At 48.5% G+C, this 20,294-nt stretch carries 18 protein-coding genes and 1 pseudogene; 3 read left to right on the plus strand and 16 right to left on the minus strand.

Annotated features, from left to right (window positions below):
* The 7 genes and pseudogenes from A1SC_RS24630 to A1SC_RS11935 all read right to left on the minus strand — a co-directional run.
* Nucleotides 1-1,854: pseudogene (locus tag A1SC_RS24630) on the minus strand (phage tail protein); the annotation flags it as partial.
* Nucleotides 1,855-1,856: 2 nt separating this feature from the next.
* On the minus strand, nucleotides 1,857-2,303 hold the full coding sequence (locus tag A1SC_RS25865) for a hypothetical protein (RefSeq protein ID WP_016262351.1): 447 nt from the start codon (nucleotides 2,301-2,303) through the stop codon (nucleotides 1,857-1,859).
* A gap of 116 nt (nucleotides 2,304-2,419) precedes the next feature.
* Nucleotides 2,420-3,262, minus strand: coding sequence for a hypothetical protein (locus A1SC_RS11955; RefSeq protein WP_016262352.1), 843 nt, complete (start codon nucleotides 3,260-3,262; stop codon nucleotides 2,420-2,422).
* Between the two features lie 9 nt (nucleotides 3,263-3,271).
* Complete coding sequence (locus A1SC_RS11950) at nucleotides 3,272-4,702, minus strand: baseplate J/gp47 family protein (protein WP_016262353.1); 1,431 nt, start codon at nucleotides 4,700-4,702, stop codon at nucleotides 3,272-3,274.
* Nucleotides 4,699-5,073, minus strand: a complete 375-nt coding sequence (locus A1SC_RS11945; protein WP_016262354.1) for a hypothetical protein — start codon at nucleotides 5,071-5,073, stop codon at nucleotides 4,699-4,701. The genes A1SC_RS11950 and A1SC_RS11945 overlap by 4 nt, the downstream gene beginning before the upstream one ends.
* A gap of 5 nt (nucleotides 5,074-5,078) precedes the next feature.
* The gene (locus tag A1SC_RS11940; protein WP_262353648.1) at nucleotides 5,079-8,873 is read right to left on the minus strand and encodes a transglycosylase; all 3,795 of its coding nucleotides are present in this window, start codon (nucleotides 8,871-8,873) and stop codon (nucleotides 5,079-5,081) included.
* Between the two features lie 117 nt (nucleotides 8,874-8,990).
* Entirely contained in the window at nucleotides 8,991-9,815 is an 825-nt protein-coding gene (locus tag A1SC_RS11935; protein WP_016262356.1) for a hypothetical protein, read from the minus strand.
* 362 nt (nucleotides 9,816-10,177) lie between these two features.
* Here A1SC_RS11935 and A1SC_RS11930 point away from each other — a divergent pair, with 362 nt between their 5' ends.
* Complete coding sequence (locus A1SC_RS11930) at nucleotides 10,178-11,062, plus strand: RepB family plasmid replication initiator protein (protein ID WP_016262357.1); 885 nt, start codon at nucleotides 10,178-10,180, stop codon at nucleotides 11,060-11,062.
* A 481-nt stretch (nucleotides 11,063-11,543) separates the two neighbouring features.
* On the opposite strand, the gene A1SC_RS11925 is transcribed toward A1SC_RS11930, so the two are convergent.
* From A1SC_RS11925 to A1SC_RS11890, 8 genes are all read right to left on the minus strand, one after another.
* On the minus strand, nucleotides 11,544-12,251 hold the full coding sequence (locus A1SC_RS11925) for a hypothetical protein (protein WP_016262358.1): 708 nt from the start codon (nucleotides 12,249-12,251) through the stop codon (nucleotides 11,544-11,546).
* A gap of 13 nt (nucleotides 12,252-12,264) precedes the next feature.
* A complete protein-coding gene (locus A1SC_RS11920) occupies nucleotides 12,265-12,816 on the minus strand; it encodes a hypothetical protein (RefSeq protein WP_016262359.1) in 552 nt (183 codons plus the stop codon).
* 51 nt (nucleotides 12,817-12,867) lie between these two features.
* Nucleotides 12,868-13,359: a hypothetical protein gene (locus A1SC_RS11915; RefSeq protein ID WP_016262360.1), complete on the minus strand. Its 492-nt coding sequence runs from the start codon at nucleotides 13,357-13,359 to the stop codon at nucleotides 12,868-12,870.
* Between the two features lie 8 nt (nucleotides 13,360-13,367).
* Nucleotides 13,368-13,940 (minus strand): hypothetical protein, encoded by a 573-nt coding sequence (locus A1SC_RS11910; RefSeq protein WP_032141425.1) that lies wholly within the window; start codon nucleotides 13,938-13,940, stop codon nucleotides 13,368-13,370.
* 63 nt (nucleotides 13,941-14,003) lie between these two features.
* Nucleotides 14,004-14,750, minus strand: a complete 747-nt coding sequence (locus A1SC_RS11905) for a hypothetical protein (protein WP_016262362.1) — start codon at nucleotides 14,748-14,750, stop codon at nucleotides 14,004-14,006.
* 43 nt (nucleotides 14,751-14,793) lie between these two features.
* A complete protein-coding gene (locus A1SC_RS11900) occupies nucleotides 14,794-16,449 on the minus strand; it encodes a hypothetical protein (protein WP_016262363.1) in 1,656 nt (551 codons plus the stop codon).
* A 65-nt stretch (nucleotides 16,450-16,514) separates the two neighbouring features.
* Nucleotides 16,515-16,793 (minus strand): Ig-like domain-containing protein, encoded by a 279-nt coding sequence (locus A1SC_RS11895; RefSeq protein WP_016262364.1) that lies wholly within the window; start codon nucleotides 16,791-16,793, stop codon nucleotides 16,515-16,517.
* 141 nt (nucleotides 16,794-16,934) lie between these two features.
* Nucleotides 16,935-18,632 (minus strand): hypothetical protein, encoded by a 1,698-nt coding sequence (locus tag A1SC_RS11890; protein WP_016262365.1) that lies wholly within the window; start codon nucleotides 18,630-18,632, stop codon nucleotides 16,935-16,937.
* Nucleotides 18,633-18,791: 159 nt separating this feature from the next.
* On the opposite strand from A1SC_RS11890, the gene A1SC_RS25870 reads away from it, so the two are divergent.
* Both A1SC_RS25870 and A1SC_RS11885 read left to right on the plus strand, forming a co-directional pair.
* Entirely contained in the window at nucleotides 18,792-19,184 is a 393-nt protein-coding gene (locus A1SC_RS25870) for a hypothetical protein (protein WP_024191213.1), read from the plus strand.
* An 11-nt stretch (nucleotides 19,185-19,195) separates the two neighbouring features.
* Nucleotides 19,196-19,654 (plus strand): hypothetical protein, encoded by a 459-nt coding sequence (locus A1SC_RS11885; protein ID WP_024214619.1) that lies wholly within the window; start codon nucleotides 19,196-19,198, stop codon nucleotides 19,652-19,654.
* Nucleotides 19,655-19,807: 153 nt separating this feature from the next.
* On the opposite strand, the gene A1SC_RS11880 is transcribed toward A1SC_RS11885, so the two are convergent.
* Nucleotides 19,808-20,266, minus strand: a complete 459-nt coding sequence (locus A1SC_RS11880) for a hypothetical protein (RefSeq protein ID WP_032141419.1) — start codon at nucleotides 20,264-20,266, stop codon at nucleotides 19,808-19,810.
* Nucleotides 20,267-20,294 lie beyond the last annotated feature (28 nt).

The raw sequence follows: 20,294 nt of genomic DNA on the forward strand, positions 1-20,294 counted from the left end.
CTGAAGTTTCGTTGCGGTTGCAGCATTGCCGGTAGTGCTCTGATTACCTGTTTTATTCACGCCTGGCAGGTCGATATTGGCGCTGCCATCAAATGATACTCCGCCGATCGTTCGAGCTGTCTTGAGCTTTGTGGCAGTATCTGCGTTTCCCGTCAAATTACCAGTAATACCACCGCCAACTTTTACGCCGTTACCGATGGACACCAACCCAGTTCTTAAGTTTATAGAAAATGGTCTTAATGGCCCGATGTCACCATTTTCACCCTCCCCTTCATTTGTCGGAATAAGATGAAGATATTCCTCGGATCTCCTGAAGATAAGGCCAAAGGCCTGGTTAAATATTCGAAGGGCATTTATTGTGCCAATTTTTAGCTGCCCCCCCATTGTGTCGCCAGAACGCTGAACTGCGTTACCTGCTTGAGAAGCAATATCCGTTAAGCCAAGATCTTCAGGGGTCAGAGTAATATCTGCCGACCCATCAAATGCCACACCGTTAATCTTTCTGGCTGTTTTTAATTTCGTCGCAGTATCGGCGTTCCCGGTCAGCGTACCAGTGATCCCCGCGCTGAAAGTCTGGCGTGCACTCCAGGTATTAGCTGTGCTCAACAGGGGGATCTTTTCTCCGCTGGTTCCGAGTTCTCTTAAACCAAGGTATTGGATAACAGCCAGAGTGCTTGTTTTAGCCAGAATATCGCGACCGACTGACGTTAAATCAGTCTGGGCTACAGTGTCTGTTCCGGTAAAGTACGGTAATTTATTTGCACCCGTCGCCAGGCCAGCGAGCGCGGTTAAGGTTGCGTCGAGAGGCTGCTTACCTGCAAGGGCATTTGTCATTGTAGTCGCAAAGTTCGGGTCATTGCCCAGCGCCGCAGCAAGCTCATTAAGAGTATCAAGAGCTTCTGGTGATGAGCCGACCAATGCAGAAATAGCGGCACGAACATAAGCGGTTGTTGCAATCTGAGTGTTGTTCGTACCTTGTGACGCTGTAGGCGCTGTTGGCACCCCTGTAAATGCCGGGCTTAATAACGGTGCTTTAAGAGCTAAAGCAGCATTAATCGTCTGGCTAAACTGAGGATCATTGTTAATTGCATCTGCAATTTTTTTCAGCGTATCCAACGCAGAAGGAGAACCATCAATAAGGGCGGTTATTGCGGCCTGAACAAAGGCAGTGTTTGCGATTTGTGTACTGTTTGTACCTTGTTCCGGAGTTGGAGATTTAGGTATACCAATAAACTCCGGGCTATCAACCGGAGCTTTTAGTTTGTTTAACGTGCTGATAGCAAGAGGCGTTGCGGCTTTATATTCTTCGTCACTATCCAAAGCACTGGAGAACTCAACACCAACAGCACGATTAGCGCGATATTTAGTGCTAATCATATCTGCGGTAACGGCTTGAGCATTGTCAGGCACGATCACGCGGCATAGCTCAATCTGGTTAGATGCTATTTCCTCATCAACGAGAGCAATAATTCTCGCTGCGCTAATATCCGATGAACTATCTACCTGGCTGGTTTTCACTCCATGTTCGTAATTAGCTTCAAGAACGATGATTGTCGTTACACCAGCTTCTACAGGAACAAGAACATCACTGACTTGCTGCACGGATATCTGACATTTACCCACATCAATTGAAGCCGCCCCTCTTCCCTCTGTTTTCTCGGATGTAATCCGCACAAACAGGCCATCCCCTGGCATCGGTTCAAACCCACAGTACACACCGGGGAGAACGATATTTTTCATCTTCCTGTTTAGAGCTTCGGTGCTATACAGCTCAAAGTATTGCATGTCTGCAATTAGTGGCGCGGAAATGTCCGAAGATAAGGTGACAATGTTCTTTACTTTATCTGCGCACATAATTATCCCTCGACCTGTTCAATGGTCATGAGCAAGCTGTATCGCTTACCTTTGAATAAGGTGTCCTGTTGAGTACAAACAACCCCAAAAGCCTGATCCTCTGCATCTACGAGAACCAGCGTATTGAAATCGTAAGGTGTATCGTCCGGCATCGTTTCTTGTGGAAAAGCGGCATTAATCGTAATGACACCATCGAGGCTGGAAAGAATGAGATTGGATTCAGCAAAATGCTGTGCATCACTTAACTTGAAGTCGAGCGGAATATCAGAAATAGTCCAGCCACCAGCACTATTTACCGTCACAAGCTCGGACTTGCACCAATAAGCCTTTGTCATAACAAAACGCTCACCTCTGCCGATTGCAGACTCTGCACGGCGAGAGTAGTAGTAAGAAAGGAGTTGCGCCTTGTAAATACTTGAATCGCTTTGAGATTTTAAAGTTTCAGCCATAAGAACATAGCCCCTTTAACAAGCAATAAATCGAAGGGCAGTATGTTCAGTTTGTGATTTCTGGTGGTCTTTTGTTTTGAGAAATGGCCCCACCCAGGTTGGCGGGGCCTGGTTTGCTAAGGTGCAAAATTATAATCCAGCGCCCAGGCGTCGAGCGGGAGTTCATCGAGATGAAGCACTCTTTCCGTCGTCCGGCCTGGCCTTCCTGCGAACTGGATGCCGTCTAATTGAATGATCGTATCGCTAATAGATAGTTCATCGACCATCTCTTGCGTCGTGTACACCCCCTCAATAAAGGACACTTCCGCAGATAAGCAATTCAGGATCTCCGCCATTTCCGGCAATGTTGCGCTCAACTGGAAAGAAACACCATCAAACACGATATGCAATGGCAATAGCGGCGCTATAACCGTATCAAAATCAGCAAGTAGCTTCTGTACAGCAACGTCTCTGTCATCGCTATCATAAGCTCGATACAGCTTATTTTGGTTGACGACAACCAGCCCTCTGGATGTCAGGAAAAACTCACCATATTGTGCCTGAGCGGTCGGTATTTCATTTGCGGTCGCGAAGAATGAACCATAGGGATGTTTTTCTGTATCGACAGGCGCATACAAAGGTTCCCATGAGACGGGGATTGTGCCAAATTCACGCCAGAACGTTTGCTCTATCGGCCTTACTGTTCCTTTGAAGTGCACCTCATCCAGTCGTTGAGCTAATAGCATTGGCCTGCGTGTTTTGTCCGTTTCTGTGATAACAAAGAAACGACCATATTCAGCAATGCGAGTGTCCATATCCTCGCTTGCCATTGTGAAAAACGATTTACGGTTGCTTATTCGCGTGAGAATAGGTTCAACCGATTCATTCCACACGTCCTGAATCGTATCAACAAAGGCGGCCCACAATTTAGAATCCTGTTTAAATTGCGTCAGACGCTCTTTTAGCCAGTTATTCTGCATTGTGACCTCTTACGGATAAGTTATGCTGAACGTTGATGATTTCACGTCCAGAAAAACAAAATCATTAAAGTACACAGCTTCTTTCATGTTCTGCGTAGCCACGTCATAAGACAGGAACATATCCAGCGATTCGATTACTCGCCAGATATCTTTCACTTTGACCTGTGCATAACATTGCTGTGAGTCGTCATCACTCTGCAATAGCTGGCTAAATGACATGGAGTCTTTACCGAAGTTCTCCTCCAGTGCCGCTTTAATTGCAGTTAGCGCGTCATCCACCAGCACACTCTTTTTTACGATACCGGTAAATTTGATGTTGAACGGCTGTTCATTGGTGGCGACGTATTCAAACTTCTTATTCAGCTCATTAGGGATACTCTCAAGGGCTGATAATATCTCTGTTTTCAGAGCTTCCTGTGTTACGCCGGGCTTATGCCCACAAAAGAAAATTTTGTTGATATTACGCACATCAAAGCCCGTTATTTTCTCCTGTAGCGCCTCCCCCCACACGTTAAGCCATGACGTGCCACTGACCACGTTCTGAATGAACTGGCGGTAATCACCGCCCCAAACAACCTGCTCATCGTAGGCCACATAATACTGCGCCCTGTTTCGGGTTTCCTCGGTAGTTTCCATGCCACCACCGCCAGAAATGATCGAATCGGTTTTTACTTCCAGTGATTCGACATACCCGGAGATGTTCCCTGCTGGTTCAAGTTTCTGGCCTTCAGCCAGCGTGTAATCACCGAGGCTTGCCATAATATCAATGCGTACCTGACTCCCTGCCGCTGGCATCATCCCCATTGATCCATCACCGAAGCGCACGCCGATCTGTTCTGTCGGCTTATAAACCAACACATAATGTTTACTGTTATCCCTGGACATGCGGAACAGGGGGTTATGTGTCCATTTTTCCTCGACACCATTAGTTATCACGACAACTTCCAGGCTGGCGACTTCTGCTGTTAACTCACGGGATAGTAACAGCGTCAGGAATGGTGTTTCTTGCACCACGTCGAACGTTACGCTGACTGCTTCATGCTGTTTTACTTCTATGCCGGATACTTTTTTACCAGCAGGGATAACAACACTACTGCTGGTTGCAATTGGTGTCTGGTCACTTGTCAGTAATTCAGCCCCGCCGGGTAGCGTAATATCCCTGTCGGTTTTGTTGGTGATGGAAACAGTGCCGTATGACGCATCGACCAAACGACCGACATAGCCACGGTCTTCCGCTGCCGCGAGAATACTTGCTCTACGCGTCGCGGTGGAAATGAATCCTTCTGTAAGTGCACGGCTTGCAAATGTACGCGCAATATAAACAATCTGCGCGCCCAAAACGGACTGCATTTGAATAAACTGGCTGTTTACAAATCGCGCCCACCAGGGGTTTTCGTTCAGCTTGGCATTAAACTTGTCCAGTAATTCGGTAATACTCACGCTGTATCTCCGCTATCTTTCTGCATAACAACATTCACAGTGCCTCCTTTTGCCTGGAAGCTAATTAGTAACTGGTCTTCCGAGACAGCCGAGCAGCGGATCGCCTGGAGTCCAAGTCCTGGCAAGTCCTGCTGTAGCTTTGTCATCATTCGCGCTTCAATTGCCACTTCAACAATGTGTGACGTATCAGAACCGAAGGGTTCGTGTTTGAACTCCTCCATCGGATTCCCCCATGACGGCAATCCGTAAACGCTGCCATTTGGTGTCCGTAGCCATTCATCGAGTCGGGCTATCCAGGCGTTTGTGTCGCCTTCAGCGATCACCACCCCGCTCTCGTTTGTCTGAAGGCGGGCATCAATCTCATAAAGCATCGGTCTTAATCCTCCAGTAATTTGTCAAGAGATGGGTCATTGATAGTCGTGCTGGCACGCTGACGAGGTTGTGGTTGTGATGTGTTCACAACTTTGTCCTGATCGCCTTTGCGGTTGTCTTTGCTTACGCCAAGAATCTCTTTAAGAACGGAATAAACGTTCTCCAGTGCTTTCAACATAGCCGGATCGTTATTTGCGGTATCTGTTGTTAGCATCTGCCTTATTCCGCTTCGTGCGAGGTCCGTGACGGTTGGTAGCTGAGGAGGCATTGCAAGGAACGGTTCTTTAGCAGCCACGCCCGAAGCAAACAGGCTTTGATTGATTGCGCCAGTCGTGTCCCTGATCGTATCCGCCGTTTTCTGTATGCCACCATTCAGCCAACCGCCAACACTCCTTGTTAACGGACTAATAGCGCGAGCAACATCGGTATTCTGTCCAGAGGACTGCAATACAAAGTCATTTAACATTCCGGTGCTATCAATACCGCCCACAAGTCGCGAGAGGTTATCTCCAACGGCGGGGAGGACGGCGGAGCCTACCTGGTTAAGCCCTGACACAGTTGAATCAAATAGCGAGCCAAAGAAGCCCCTGTCCTCACCTTCAACCACCTTGTAGCCGTTGTCGTAAATCTGCACACCCGCCGGTGTCGATGTGGCACGCTTCTCGCTGATGGTTGCCGGACTCTCCGGAAGCAGGTCAATGGTTTCTGTATCGCGGTTAACTTTGCGCTTTTGCTGTATAGCCGTAGTGATATCGGCGATCTGTTCCGCCTTCTGGAAACTAAAGTTTTTGCCCGTTGCTCTGGATGTTTTTTCAACAAGGAACTTATCCAATTGCTTGGCTTTTGCTGCTAACGAGGACATCTCTTCCGGAGAACTGACAGGGCCGAGATTTAGCCCCATATTCGGATCTCCCCCAACTATCCCGGCGATGACGCCCCCAACACCGGCTGCACTCATTAACCGCTCCGTCAATCCGGCTGCGGCGGAAGAATTGCCACTAGCTTTCGCGTGGCTGATCGCTTGGGCATTTTCCTGTTGAGCTGCCTTCGGTTTTTTAGCTGCCTGTGCGTGTTGAACCACGTCAGTAGGGCTAGGCATTACAGCCTGGGCTACGCTTGACGCAGGAATAGCAGAAGATGAGCCGTTGGCGTATTTGACTTTGCTACCGACACTATATTGGGAGTTGCGAGCGATTAGAGGACCGCCCTTTTCCTTCTGGATTTTATTAATGTGTTCCAGCGTTTCATCATTGAATTGCCCTTCCCAACGCCCAGTTTTAGCGTTGAATGAACCAAGAGCTGTTTTGATGAAATTGTTGTTAACCGCCGGGTTACCCCCCTCCTTCGTCGCAATAGCGCGAACAAGGTGCGTCATAACTTCAGGGTTGCTAACGTCTATTTTATCGTTGGGGGACACCCCTAGATATTTGCTGACGTTTTCAATGTACTGATTGGTGTTGTTCTCTGTTGGTGGTGCCCATTTTGAAATGATGCTGGATACTGTTTGCAGCTTCTGATACCCGGCGGCAGCACTTGTACCGTTGTAATAACTCGATACCTGGTTTGCCAATGCCCGAATCCCTTCTTCGGGCGTATTAAACCGCGCAAAACGCTGTTCGCCTTTCGCGTTCGGCGCTTCCAGTACCGCCCCCTCCTGATTTGCAAAAACCAGGTTCCCCAGGTTGTTATTCCGGTAATTCCTGTTCTTGGCGTTGCTTCCGCCTATATTCAGATCAGCCGTTATTGTATTTTTTTCAGGCGCTTTAAATTCGTCTGGCGATTTGTAGCCGTGTTCACCCACGCCATCCTCACCTCTGCGCCCGCCCTGTAGCTGTCGGGCCAGATCATTAATTGCGGCTACCGTTTGCTTGGTGCCATCTTCAACGGCTTTCTTAACCTGCGCAGTGCCTTCGCTGCTTGATGAGAACGATTCTTTTAGGCTGCTGAATGCGTTCTTCGACGCGTCGATAGAACTATTTATGCCGCGAGCGATATTGCTGGTATCAAGACTCTGAAGTTTTTGTCCGACACCTTCAAAGCCTAGCGCGGACATCCCCTCGCCAATGAGGTTAGCCGCTCCCGTCACCAGACCGCCCATATCCAGGACGTTAGCAGCGGCGTAGGCGCTCTTTTGCTGTGTTGTAACGTCCTGCCCTTCCTTCAGGTTATAAGTCGCCCTCTGCGCTTCTGTGTCGCTGTAGCCGTCTACGGCATCATAACCAACCATAGCCACCTGGCCGATGACTGGAATCGCCCTGAATCCGGCCCTTGCGGCAACACCTCCGGCAGCTTTGAGAGCCACTTTTCCAGCTTCTTTTTTCGCGATGTTTTCACCAGTGGCAACGGCAACCTTACCCGCCTCTTTCCTGGTAAGGCTTTCCCCAGCGGAAGTTGCCGCTTTACCAGCGTCTTTCCCTGCCGCTCCACCAGCCGCCGTTTTGGCTACGCTTTCTTCAGTGACCTTACCTGCTCTGGTTTTAACTGAAGATTTATCACCCGATGATTTTGGTGAGGTACTACCCTCGTTCCCACCAGCTTTTTTTGTCCGATTTTTTTCCTCGCCCGCACTGTTGTTTTTGCCTGGCTGATTTTTTTTCCCCTCTTTGCCTTCCTGACTCCTGCCCGTCTCAGTAGGTTTGCTGGTGTTTTTTCCCTTCTTGCCCTTGTTTTCTTTACTGTCTCCAGTGCGGCCCGTGTTGCCACCACGTGCACTGCTACGACCGCGTGTAGGGGATATTTTGGTACGTAATCTGCCACCGCCGAGGAGGTCGCTCAGTTTTAGCCCACTCTCCTGCGACTTTCGTAGCTTCCGGATCTCTTCGGATACAGTTTCCAGCTCATCAATTATCTGGCTGTCGTTGCGTTGAAGAACTTTCGTTTGTTCTTCGATCGCACGCACAGATTTTTCTTTAACGGCTTCAGTAAATGCCTTTGCTGAACCGGGCGCGTTATCTGGAGTCTTCCTTTCATTGTCAGGTGCCGGGTAAGTAATGGCGGGGGCTTTTGCGACCACCGGTGCGCCAGCCGCCTTGTCGTTGCCATTATCTATCCATTCTTTCAGTGATTTAGCCTTACCAGTAATCTCGCGGCTGATATCAAATACGCCCCGTGCTGCCATCCATAGTGGACCACCAGCCCCTACCCCGGCAGCATCGGTTACAGCTCCATCGTCAGCTTTCCCTGAACCATCAACCCCCATAATGGAACCGAGTTTTCGCAGGAACCCAACCTGTAGTTTTGCCTGTGCGCGTAGCTCATTCTGGCGTGCGAGATCCTCGTTTTTTTTCCGAGAGGCAAATCGTCCGTTGCTATCCCGTAACGGTGCACCAGCGATGCTCTGGTTTTCTCTAACTGGTTGTTCTTGCCTTGCAGGCTGAATGTCAGAAGTGAGCGACTGAATGCGCTCAGGTGATGACTTCGTGGCTTTGCCTTCAGCCAGCGGTGCTGTTTTTGATTCCGAATGAGCGGTGCGGTGATCTGCTGCTTTTTGCGGATTATCTATCTCGCTAGTGTTGTTTATACGTAATCTCTGTTTCTTGGCAGGGAGCCGGTCTTTATACGGCCCCTGTGTGAAACTGTTGCGTTGCGCCCCTGCTTTCCCTGTTCGGGCCAGGCGACGACTTACGCGTCCTTGTGGTGCGTCGCTGGTATCAGGATTGTGTCCGTAAGACTCAAGTGCTTTTTTTATTTCTGAAAGCGCAGCTAGCTCTTTCGCGTTTGCCGTTTGTATTGCGTCGATTATCGCTATTCGGTCTTTTTTATCGTTCAAAATAACCTCACTTACATCGGCGGTGATCACCCTGTTTTTTTGGCGTGGGCTTTGTATTTCTCTTCCAGTGCTTTTTCCATATGGAGTGCCCGCCACTGCGGTAATTGTTCAACGTCACTAACTGGCTGGTAGCCGTATAACGTCAGGTTATTGATAATGGTTAGCCATCCATTCAGATCTAATTGATGGGATAAACTCTCTATTGAGAAATGGGGCGTACAGCGTGGTAGTCACGTCTGCACCCTCCTTAGCGTTTTTGCAACGTTGTGGCGGTAGGATCAGGCGGCTTGTGCCTCGTTCAATAGCCATTTTTAAGCCGTGGCGAAGGTCTTTCTGCATGAGCTGAATGCGAGCTACCAGAGGGGTAAACTCTGTTTCCAGTGCCATGTTTTCAATGATATCGAATCGTCTGTTTGCAGCTTGTGTGAAGTCTTCTGGATCGTCGTTCAGAGATGTACACAAGGCCAACTCAGCTATGCGGAGACGAGCAACCTCAGCACTGTACTCTGGAGTTTTCATATCAGGCAGAGTGGCGCGCATACGCTCAAGCAATTCAGCACCTTTCCCTGTTAGTGGTTTAAGCGTCCACTCGGTTGGTACTCCGTTTATTGGGACCATAGTTTTAATAAACGGCGGGACAGTCAGGATTTCTACCGTTTCGGCAAGGTCGGAAAGGTTAATATCTGCGTGATGAACGCTTCCACAGTGACCACACTCGTATGAGTAAGTCATTACGGCATCAGGTCTGGAATTGACAAAGATCCACCAAAGTGCGGTTCTGCGATCCTGAACTGTCCAGTTTGAGCTGTCGTTAATTTCACCGTCTTGCATGGCATTGAGGTATTCTGTTGTGGTTGCCTCGTCTTCTGCCGGATTGATGTCTGAATATTTCAGGGCATCTTTCACAGTAGGTGCATGAAACTGAATTTCTATTTCAGGCTGTGAAGGCAATGGGAATTTGGGAATGTTCAAGGATTCCTCCAGAAAAGTCGGTACTCGTTTGGCTGGAGGATAGGGAGTGTGTGATTTTGACTTTAACCTATTTATCCACAGGGTAGATCCAATAAATAGATCCCAAAGAGAACCAGTAAGATCCAAAGAAGATCCCGGATCGCTGCGAGCCGCGCCATCACTGGCCTAAATGGCGATCAACATTGACTATGTGCGATTTAATGTTGACTATGTGCGATTTAATGTTGACTGTACGCGATTTAATGTTGACTATATGCGATATAAACATTGACTGTATGCGATAATTCTCTCAGCCGTCAGACGGCTGTGGATAAGTATCTTTCATTTGGCTATAAAGCCCCGTCAATCAAGGAAATAACAGGATGGTAGATGACAAAAAAGGCTTTCTGAACGTTGAGGAAATATCAGGGAATACCGGAGAAATCCACAGCTTAAAGCCTAACAATAATAGTACTATTCAGCCGATAGCTTTGTTGCGGCTTGGGGTGTTTGTTCCCACATTGAAATCTACCAGTGTTGCTTTACGTCGCAAGAACGCCGGTTTAACTAACTCAACTGATGCGACAGAAGAACTGTCCAGCCTGAAGATTGTAGAGCAGGAAGGGTATCAGGGTATTGAGATTCATGGGCCACGCCTGGATATGGATACTGATTTTAAGGTGTGGATAGGCATTACATCTGCATTGTTTGACTATAAACCAGACAATGATGGTGTGATCACCCTGACATTCTCTGAATTTGTGGATCGTTGCGGTTATCCAAGGAAGCGGCTGTCCAAGGCTTTTCGCAAGAGCATTGGCGACTCTCTAACGCGTATTCAGCAGACGTTGCTGAAGTTCAACTTGCCCACCAGCAAAGAACATGTTCGTTATATCCAGATGAATTTATTGGCATTTAGTGAACTTGATACTGAAAATGACATTATAAGAATCCAACCGCAGAAGCAGTTGTCTGAGTTGTACTACGTTGACTATAAGCGAATATTGAAGCTCAAAATGCTCGATAAACTTGGCAGGAAAGAGACAGCCAAGGTGCTTTATACGTTTTTCGAAGCGTTACCTTCAAACCCTGCGCCAGTGAGTATTGAGCGCCTTCGCGCCAGATTGAACCTCAAGTCCTCGGTTAGCGTTCAGAACAGTGTGATTCGTAAAGCCATGAAAGACTTAGAAGCTGTTGAATATCTTAAATTTTCAGAGATAAAGAATGGTCGGAAAATAGGTTTCCAGATCCATAAACGAAATCCATAACATTGACTGTGTGCGATTCTAAGCGTTGACTATACGCGACAAACATTGACGCTGGCGGATTTAGTTATTAGCTTTTTCACATGATCAATGGATAAACCAGCTATTTCATTGAGTATTTGTCGCTTATAGTCAATCTTTTCTCATTTCTTGTCGCGTGTAGTCAATGTTTTGTGATCGGGATCGAGTACAGTCAACATTAGTTGTAAGCCATTTCGCCTATAGTCAACATTTCTCCATCAGCAGTCTTAAGGGCAATTTCTACACCTCTCTGTAGGTGTAGGATTTGCCCTTAAAGATGAGAGATTGAGGGCAATTCTTACACCATTAGTGAGTTGGTTGGATCTTTAACGGCTAACATTATTAGTAATTTATTGATTAATAAGGAATGTGTAAAAAATGCCATCACTGGTGTAAATAGCTGGTGTAAAAATTGCCCTCAAGTTTGTCCTTTCCTCTCCTTCTCGCACTTTAATATTGCATTTCAAAACTTGATCACGTTGCTGGCGGCGCTTTTAAGTGCGCTTGTTGCTAAACCAGCAGCTCCATTGACTAATGCGGACAGGCCGGAACCAGCAGATGTGTATCGCTGGAACGTGATCGGATAGGACAAGAATTCGGACACCTGATCACGTGAGCGGCTGATCTCTCCTATCTGAGTCGGAAATACACGCATTTCCTCTTCCAGCTCTTTCCCGCCTTCCTGTGTAACGCGGTATAGCCTGATATTCATGAGATAATCTGGCGGCAGGTTTAGCGTACCATCGCTATTGGTTACACGGGCGCGGCGCTCCTTGAACCAATTCATTATTTTGCCGTCTTCTGTGTCTCTGACCGTCATTGTTACCGGTCCGGCGGTTACGTGCGTTGGCTTATTGAACTCGACGCTACCAATGATTTTGCTTTCTGTTTCAATATTCCCGCTACTGTAAGTGATGTCCTTAACGAACATATCAAAGCCGTTTAATCCGTCTACGTCTACCGTCCACTGCCAGCCCTGGGCATAGCGGATACGCATAGCCGTAGCAACTACGTTCTTTCCGTAAGCGATGTCATTGCCGTAGCTCCCGCTAACGCCACTGCCAGACAACGCTCTATCCAGAATGTCGCTGATAAGGTTGCTGGTGAACGATTTCGCGCTAAACGATACCGCACTGGCTAGCGTTTGCGTTGTAGCACTAAAAATACTCACGTAGCCCTCCGTGTTAAAAAATGGTAGCACCAGGGATAATGGCCCGGTTGGCTGCCATTTTTTCTTCTATCTCCTGAACACGCGCGTAGAGCGTCGCCTCATCAGGAAGATCGGAGTAATCAAACTTGCCATCAATCGACGCCCTTCGCTGCCGGGCAACGTTGCGGACATTGATAAGTGCTTCAAGATATTCCTCAAGCATTCCGATAATAGCAGGTGGCACTTGCCACTCATCCAGGTTGCGATCGCGGAGATTTACAAGGTATTGCATCTTGAAAGGCCAGCGTTCAGAACCGGTAAGCTCAAGTTCGACAAAACCGGCAATCTCGTCGGCGTAAACCAGAAGCCCGTTGTGGTCAGTGACGTGGACCAGAGACAGATAATCATCCGGAACAGGGATCGCCGTGCCGTCTGCTTTCTCCAGCTTTAACGCCTTAACTACTCCCGCTCTGTCCTGGTAAGTAGTCAACGCTTTGAGCAGGAATGCTTTCAGTGTCTCTTCCTCCCGTACAAGAAGAGGATTGAATCGCGCTTTAACGCTTTCTAATAGTTCAGAAGGTGTCATAAATACTCCGGACGGAGGGGGATAATCCCGCTCTTTTGAGCGGGATCGGTATTACTCAACCCAGTTGTACACAATACGCAGGGTCGGTCTGACAACCGCCGTTACATCTTCTGACGAGAAATCAACGGCATCGGAATACACTTTGCAGTGTGAGTAAGTGCGTGACAGACCTTTGCTGTCACCGCTGTTAGATTCAGCGGCAGCCTGGAAAGAGATATCCAGATATTTCTTCTCATAAACCATCTCTTTGACGGCAGCGAGTACAACACCTTCAATCGTCTCCGCACAGGTAACCTGAAATTCACCTGAGTTACGCAGTGGGCCGTGTTGGTTGAACTTCATACCGCCTGGAGCGTAATCTTCTACGTCTTCACGCGTCATTTCCGGTAACTGCGCGGTGCGGATCAGCACTGACAGATTTTCGTATCCCTTAATGGTCATCCAATATTCAGTGCCAATTAATTTTTCGCCTGCTGCCAGGTTCTTGTTGAATCTGGCTTTCAGGAAGGCGAGATCGGCTTTTGTGTTTGAAAAACCGGCCATAATTACTCCTAAACAAAAACAGATGAGATATTGCTGCGGTTAATAGATGTGTTACCACTGCATTGCAGAGTGACCGTGTTGTGGGTGAAATAGCCTTCCGATGTGCGCGGGGCGTCAAGCTGATAGCTGACGCTTTTGATCACAACGTTCGTTAACATCACGTTCCTGCCGATATTTATCGTTACGGCCTCCGGGACTCGACCAAAAGGCGTAATGTCGTTTAGTTCTGGAGATGCCATTTTCAGCAACGTCGTGATGGCGTCATTCACCTCAATTTTTGCGCTGGATGTAGCTAAAAAATCCAGGACAAGGGTAAATTCCGGCGGTTGTTGCCCTTCCCACACGAGGGTGGAGTTGAACCGGCTTTTACTCGTGTACCCTGATGATGTCTGCACGATGCCTGCAAGAGATGATGCCGCCTCGCTAATAGCGCCTAACATGCTGCCCATCGCTTTATCTTCAAATGGCGACTGCCACAGAGACGATAGTTCGGCAGAGGAACCTTCGCCGATATATCCGACTACCATATCCTCGCTTGACTTGATGTAGGCTTTCATTAGCGGGCTTATGCCGTCTGCCATGATCGCGCCGCAAATCACTGCTATTTCTCCCAAACAGGCCACCATTACAGGTGGCTTACATAATTACAGGCCGCGTTTTTTGCGAATGCGGATAGACTTCCGGCGGCGAGTGTTAGCTATCGACGTATGCGCCTTAAGGCGCGCTTTTTTCAGCGCCTGCTTTTGTAAGGACGTCATGCGACGCGGGCGCGGGCGTTTGCGGATGATAGTAACCTTGCCATCACGGACGACTTTTTTGCTTACAGCTTCGAGCATTGCTGTATTGCCACCAGCAACGGTGTAAATTGCAATGGCTTCTTCCATCATTTCGCTATCGCTTTCTGACAGTGCGTCAAATACGCGTTCTGCTGCCGCGTCATCTTCGTCATCGATCATCTCGGTGACGTCGTCCTGATCAGCGCCCAGGGCCACAGCCGCGTTAGCCAACGCCGCGAGTGCGTCGTTATATGCGTCAACCTGTTCGTCGGTCAGTTCTGTGTCTTCGTCAATGTCGGCCAGGCCAGCCATTGTGATTGCCAGCGCATCAAATGAATCCGCTTCAGGGTCGCCATCTTCTACCCAGCTCGCCAGCATTGAAGCTGCCAGACTGCGGATGTCACTTTGTGCACGGGATTCCACCGCTTCCATCATTGCGGCTTCGATATCCGCGCCATCGGTTCCATTCTTGGCACTTTCCAGGATGGCGTTATCGCCACTTTCAAAACAACCAGAATCTTTGGCGCTTTCCAGTATGGCTGTATCTGCGTTATCGGCTGTTTTGCCTGCAAATAGCGCGCGCATGAATGGATCAACAACAGAATAGTTTTTCATTAGGAAACCTCATTCATCCCCACGTTTCAGCGGGGAAGATAAATCAACGCATCAGGATTGGTTTGCCGAGGATTCGACGAGCAGTGCCTGTTGGGCACACGGACCATTCCACTTCCCACAAGTCGATGTCTTTTTGAGTTACCTTGACCACATAAGGGTCAGAACCTTGAGATTCATCGCGTGGTGTAACCAGCGCACCAGCCGCATAAAAACGGTCCAGAAGATCTGTCAGTGCGTTAGTCAGACTTTCCTGCGTTACGCCATCAGGTTCATGCTTGATTGCCTGAGCAACTTCATAGAAATTGCGGGCAATTGCATTCATCAGTGATGAAACGTGCTGGAATCGCAGATAGTTATTTTTGCTGTATGTCGTCAGGGAGTCGTCGATGTAGACAGAACCATCCGCTGCAACGCTTACAGGGTTAATACGAGCGGTCACATACGCTTCACGATCGATTGTGCCAATCCCGGAGAGTCTGGTGATGTTCTGGCGATCAATGATTGCGCGAGACAGACCAGCCGGGGCGTAATGCCAGCCGCCTACATCAGACACAAGCGCAACGCCTTTCGCTTTTGCCACGAACGCATCACAACTGATTCCGTAAACCACATTCATACCGCTGAAAGTGTCACGGCATGAGTACGGGAAGTGATAACGTGCAGCCTGGTGGGATTTGCCGAAACCATGTGATTTAGCTTCCGCGATAGCGTTATCACCAGTCTGAGCACATTTCAGGTCGTAGAACATATCCACGCGAACGTCTTCTGCCAGCGAATTAATTTTTGCCAGCACGGATGCGTCGTAGCAGCCCATAGAAAGCAGTGCGGTATAATTAACTTCTGATGCTTCGAGAACCTCTAACGCTTTCAGATAATCATCAGTGTCAATTGAGGACAGATCGCCATCTGTACCGCCTTCAAACGCTACATCTTCGAAAGTCAGCAAGTGAGCGGAGTCTTCGGCACCATCAGCCAGTACAGCTCCAAGCCTGGTGGACTGACTTTCTAACAACGCAGGAATCCATGCTGGCTGGCCCATATCGTTCGTTGCATCCGGATCGAAAGAAACCTGGTAGCTTTCCAAAGTTTCTACAGAACCATCGGTCTGTGTCTCTTTCAGTTCCAGAGTGAACAGGTCATTTTCTTCATCCTCACGGATCAGTGATAACGTGCGGTTGGTCGAAGCATCACCGTCCTTAATGTAAAAAATAGCCAGTTCATCCCCGGAAATTTCAGGTGTTTCGCTTGCAGCGAAAGTTACCGGAGAAGTGGCACCAGAAACGGCACGAACGGTCAGTGTATCGCCGATGTTTACCGTTGCTTCGGTCGGAGCAATTTGCAGAGTTTTTGCAGACTTAGTGCTTTTCGACCTGGCCTGAACAGAAACGGCAATGCCCGGTACTTTCATGTCTTTTGCGCATACGCGAACCACATAACCGGTGCCGCCTTTTACTGCGCGTTCAACGTGGCGATATGGTTCAAATGCGGCCCCAGTGCGCGGGTGAAGAGGTGAACCTAACACGCTCTGATAGTTGGCTGCTGTAACCTGCAAAACCTTGCCTGGTGCCCCTCTGCGGGAAATAACCAACCCGGCAAAGACGGAAGCACCGCCAGATGTGTTGGACAGACTAGCATCGGCATTTACGTCCGCTACCGCAACGCCCGCCGCCTGACCAACAGAAAAACCAATTTTATTCATGCTGCTCTTTTCCTCTTTATCGAGCGGATTAGAGAAGCCTCCCCATTTGCATGGGGAGACTTTTATCAGGCTTCGCCGACCGTGAAGCTGTCACCTACCGTCACTTCTTTGGTTGACGGTTCAACGCTGACGGCGCTTACGCTCTTTGGGGCTTCATTAACCGTTACGGTGCATGTTGCCGTTTTATTGCCATCGGTGGTCTTGATAGTGAGCACAGCCTGACCTGCTTTAAGTGCGGTACAGGTTTTGCCATCTACGCTCACAATTTCCGGATGATCTGACTCGATAGTGAAAGATTTATCTGTCGCATCGGAAGGTGTAATAGTTACCTGAATATCAGCCATTTTTTCCTCCATATAGCCCCCTATTCAGGGGCTGGTCTTACTTCTTTTTGGGTGTTTTTCGTGTCTTTGAAGTGCTCGCGGCGATAGTTTCACCTTCGTTTACTTCAATTGCCGTTGGTGAAACTGACACGTTCGCCACTGCTACTTTTTTTCGTTGATTTGCCCGCTCAACATGTCAATCGCACCTTCTTTCGAACGTGTCAGGCGAAGGCGAGTGAAATAGTTCTCACCGTTGCGCGGATGCACATCGTTGATTGCTGTACCCCAAAGAGTGGTGCGGTTTACCAGGGCTGGATTTGTTTCGTGGACATACGGAATAGCAGGCACAGCATCACCAGCGACCAGGCCAGCTTTACCAATGCCTTCGCCACGACCATAGAAGTAGATGTCGTCCAGGCCAAAGTCGTAGCCATGTTCCTGGAATTGTTTGCAGATAGGCTTCGGCACTTCGTAGATACGAATGGAACCAAACAGGGTGCCGATGTATTGAATGTACGGCGACTGTACATAGCCCGGTGCCAACTGGAAGTGCTGCGGCGGTAAGGAACGCAGGAAGTTAGCAGCATCGCCACCAGCAAAGCCACCACGGATACCGGTGGTCAGGGTGCGGTCAGCCATATCCTGTGACAGCGCGTTCACAACATGGCGAATTAAACCAACCCACGACTCGTAGTTCTGCGCTTCTGGCAGTGCCACATCAAATTCACGACCGTAAACTGTGTGGAATACCAGAGTGCGTAGGCGCATCATATCGATTTCGTGGGAAATCCAGTTGCGCATTGCGGAAAATTGCAATGCTGCCAGTTCGAGTCCGTGTTCACGGCTCAGGTCAGATGCTGTCATAACCGTATGTTCGGATGCGATCACGTACTGCGACGGGCGCAGGGCGTAATTGCGCATGGACTGGTTAATGACTGGTATCAGGTTCGGATTGCGTTCAATGTTGATTTCAACCTGAACAGCGATTTCTGTACCCTCTGCTGGTGCTGTACCAAATGTGATATCGATAACGCCGGTATCGTATTTAACTTTTGCTGTAACAGAGAAAGAGTTGCCGTTGACGTCTTTGTCGTTGAAATACAGGTTGCCGTCACCATCATCTACTTTGGACGGTTTGCGGTTAATCAGCAGTTTGTTGTAGCCCTGGCGTAGCGGGCAGGCCTGGCCTTCGAAGTTCTGGATATCAAACTGGAAGGTGGTTTTGCTGCCATCGCCTTTTTCGGTCAGGATGTACAGGCGTTTCATCTGCGAATACACGCCAGCAGACTGCATGTTCAGTTCATCGCCCTGCTCGAATGTACCGAATTTTGTACCAGCAACGTTGGTCAGCTCGTAAATATTGGTTTCATCACGATCACAAGGGATAAACGTACATGCGTCGCTGGTGGCTGCACCGAGAGAAGCAGGCAGGATCAGTGCGGCATATTGTGCAACCTTCATTACACCATCGGAGGTGCGCATGTCCTTGGCTACTGATTCAAACATGGCTTTGCCAGCGCCTTCATGCGTCTCTTTAGCGGACTCCATCATCAGGCGCTCAAGTGCTACATGGGCGTTGGCTAATACATCGCTTGCCGGATAATGCCCATGCTGGCGTTTGTATTCATGAATAGACATGGCCCAGCTACCAATGATCTGGCGAGCTGCTTCTGGTCCAACGCCTTCAAACATTGGCTCTTTCTGGATAGCTTTTTCCAGGTTAGCCATCATCACTTCGTTGTCGGTAATCATGTTACCGGCAGCATCAGTGGTTGGATCGACGGTCATAGCCATGACGCTTGCCGCCCGATTCATAATCTCGCGCTCGCGCTTACGAGCTGGCTCAATGTTCTTGTTCACGGTTAAACCCTAAATTCGGGCGCGGCGTGAAGATTCTTTTGACGAGGTGACAATACTCACTTTGTTATTTAGTCAATAGCATTAGAAAAATAATTTTCGTTAACAATCTTGTGTTAGTATGGTTTAATCTTAATTTTCTAACATAAAGCATTAGAACAAATGGCGTACAAGATCTTCGTTTCATACAAAAATGGTGCTAAAAGCCATTCTCTGAATACAAGCAGCAGATGCCTTGTAGAAGCTCAACTGTCATCAATCCTTACTGAAAGAGACATTCTTTCCCTGGCTGAACGGATCGTGATTCTCCATTCAGGAAAGGCTATTCTTAATGTTCCCGCGCTTACCCCGCCTTCTGACGTTTTGGCATCTGTTAAGTGGCCTCAAATTGGCACGCCTGTAAGAGTGGAAGATCCTGTAACGACCACTCTTTATATGCCGAAGTCAGTAAGGGATTGGCTTGCTGCGGTTGGTAATGGGAAGGTCAGCGCGGGGCTTAGGAAGCTGGTTGAAATGGCTGATATTCCGGAGCTGAAAAATGCATGGAGACAGTGAGTAGAGGAAACATGAGTCACGCGAACCCATCGAAAACACAATATCGTTTAATGCTGGCTATCGCGTCAGCTATACCAACCAGCCTGAATCCACCCGCTGGCTATCCCGCTATTGTTGATGATTGTTTTCAGTATTACGGTGAAGACATCCTGAGTCAGTCTAAGGCACTCAAACAGTTATGCAAGGCAGGCATTCTTCACTGCATAGGCGATCCAGATGATTTTGTAGTCATGCTGGCAGATCGTGACTCTTTTCTGCTGTCCTGGAAAGCCGGGGCGCGCGAAGCGCGTTTGGGTAATGGTATTGGCTACATCGACTATAGCGATTGTCCGCTGGCATTTGCTGGTGGATATATGCATTGGCATGAGCGAAATAGAGGCCGTCAGCGCCAGTATCGCTTGAGTGACTTTAACGTCTGTCACGGTTTCGAAGAAGCTGACAGCCAGGACATCTGGCTTCAGGAGCCTTAACCCCCCTTCCCTTCCCAAATCTCCCTATTCCTTTGGTTATTCAGTGCGTTTCGTTGGTTGCATTCATCGATAGTGCTGAATAACTGTTCAGCGTATGCCGGATACTTGTTTAACAGCACAGGCGTGTCCTCTGGCACTATGCAAGGGGTATAATCAATCAGATTTCCCTGCGGTTTGCTGGTGGCTTCTACGGTAATTTGCATTGGCACGCTGATTGATTTCTTTTGCCCGTTCCCGCTGCATCCTGATAACGTCATCAGGCACACGCACATCATTAACCCCGGCATTGCGTAACGCAGTTTCAAGACGATTGATTTCATTCTGGCTTTCCTCCCGTTGTTTGATCAGGCTGGTATTCAGTTCTGCTGTTTTGCGCTGGTACTCCTTCTCCAGTGTTTTAATTCTTTCGTTTTCAGCCATCATGGCAGATCGCGATTTTTCACTTAACTGCAATGCGGTAGAAAGCGTGTTGTTCTCGCTTTCAAGTTGTGATTTTGAGTCTTCCAGGGAACGGATATACCTGATGTGATCGATAACTGCCGCCGTAGTACGGTAAATTCCATAAATGGCTAAAAGCGCAACTACTATCAAAATTATCTTTTTCAAAACCATCCTCTTCAGATTTTTTGTTGGTGTGATA

This window comes from Escherichia sp. KTE52 (assembly GCF_000408325.1).
GTDB lineage: Bacteria > Pseudomonadota > Gammaproteobacteria > Enterobacterales > Enterobacteriaceae > Escherichia > Escherichia marmotae.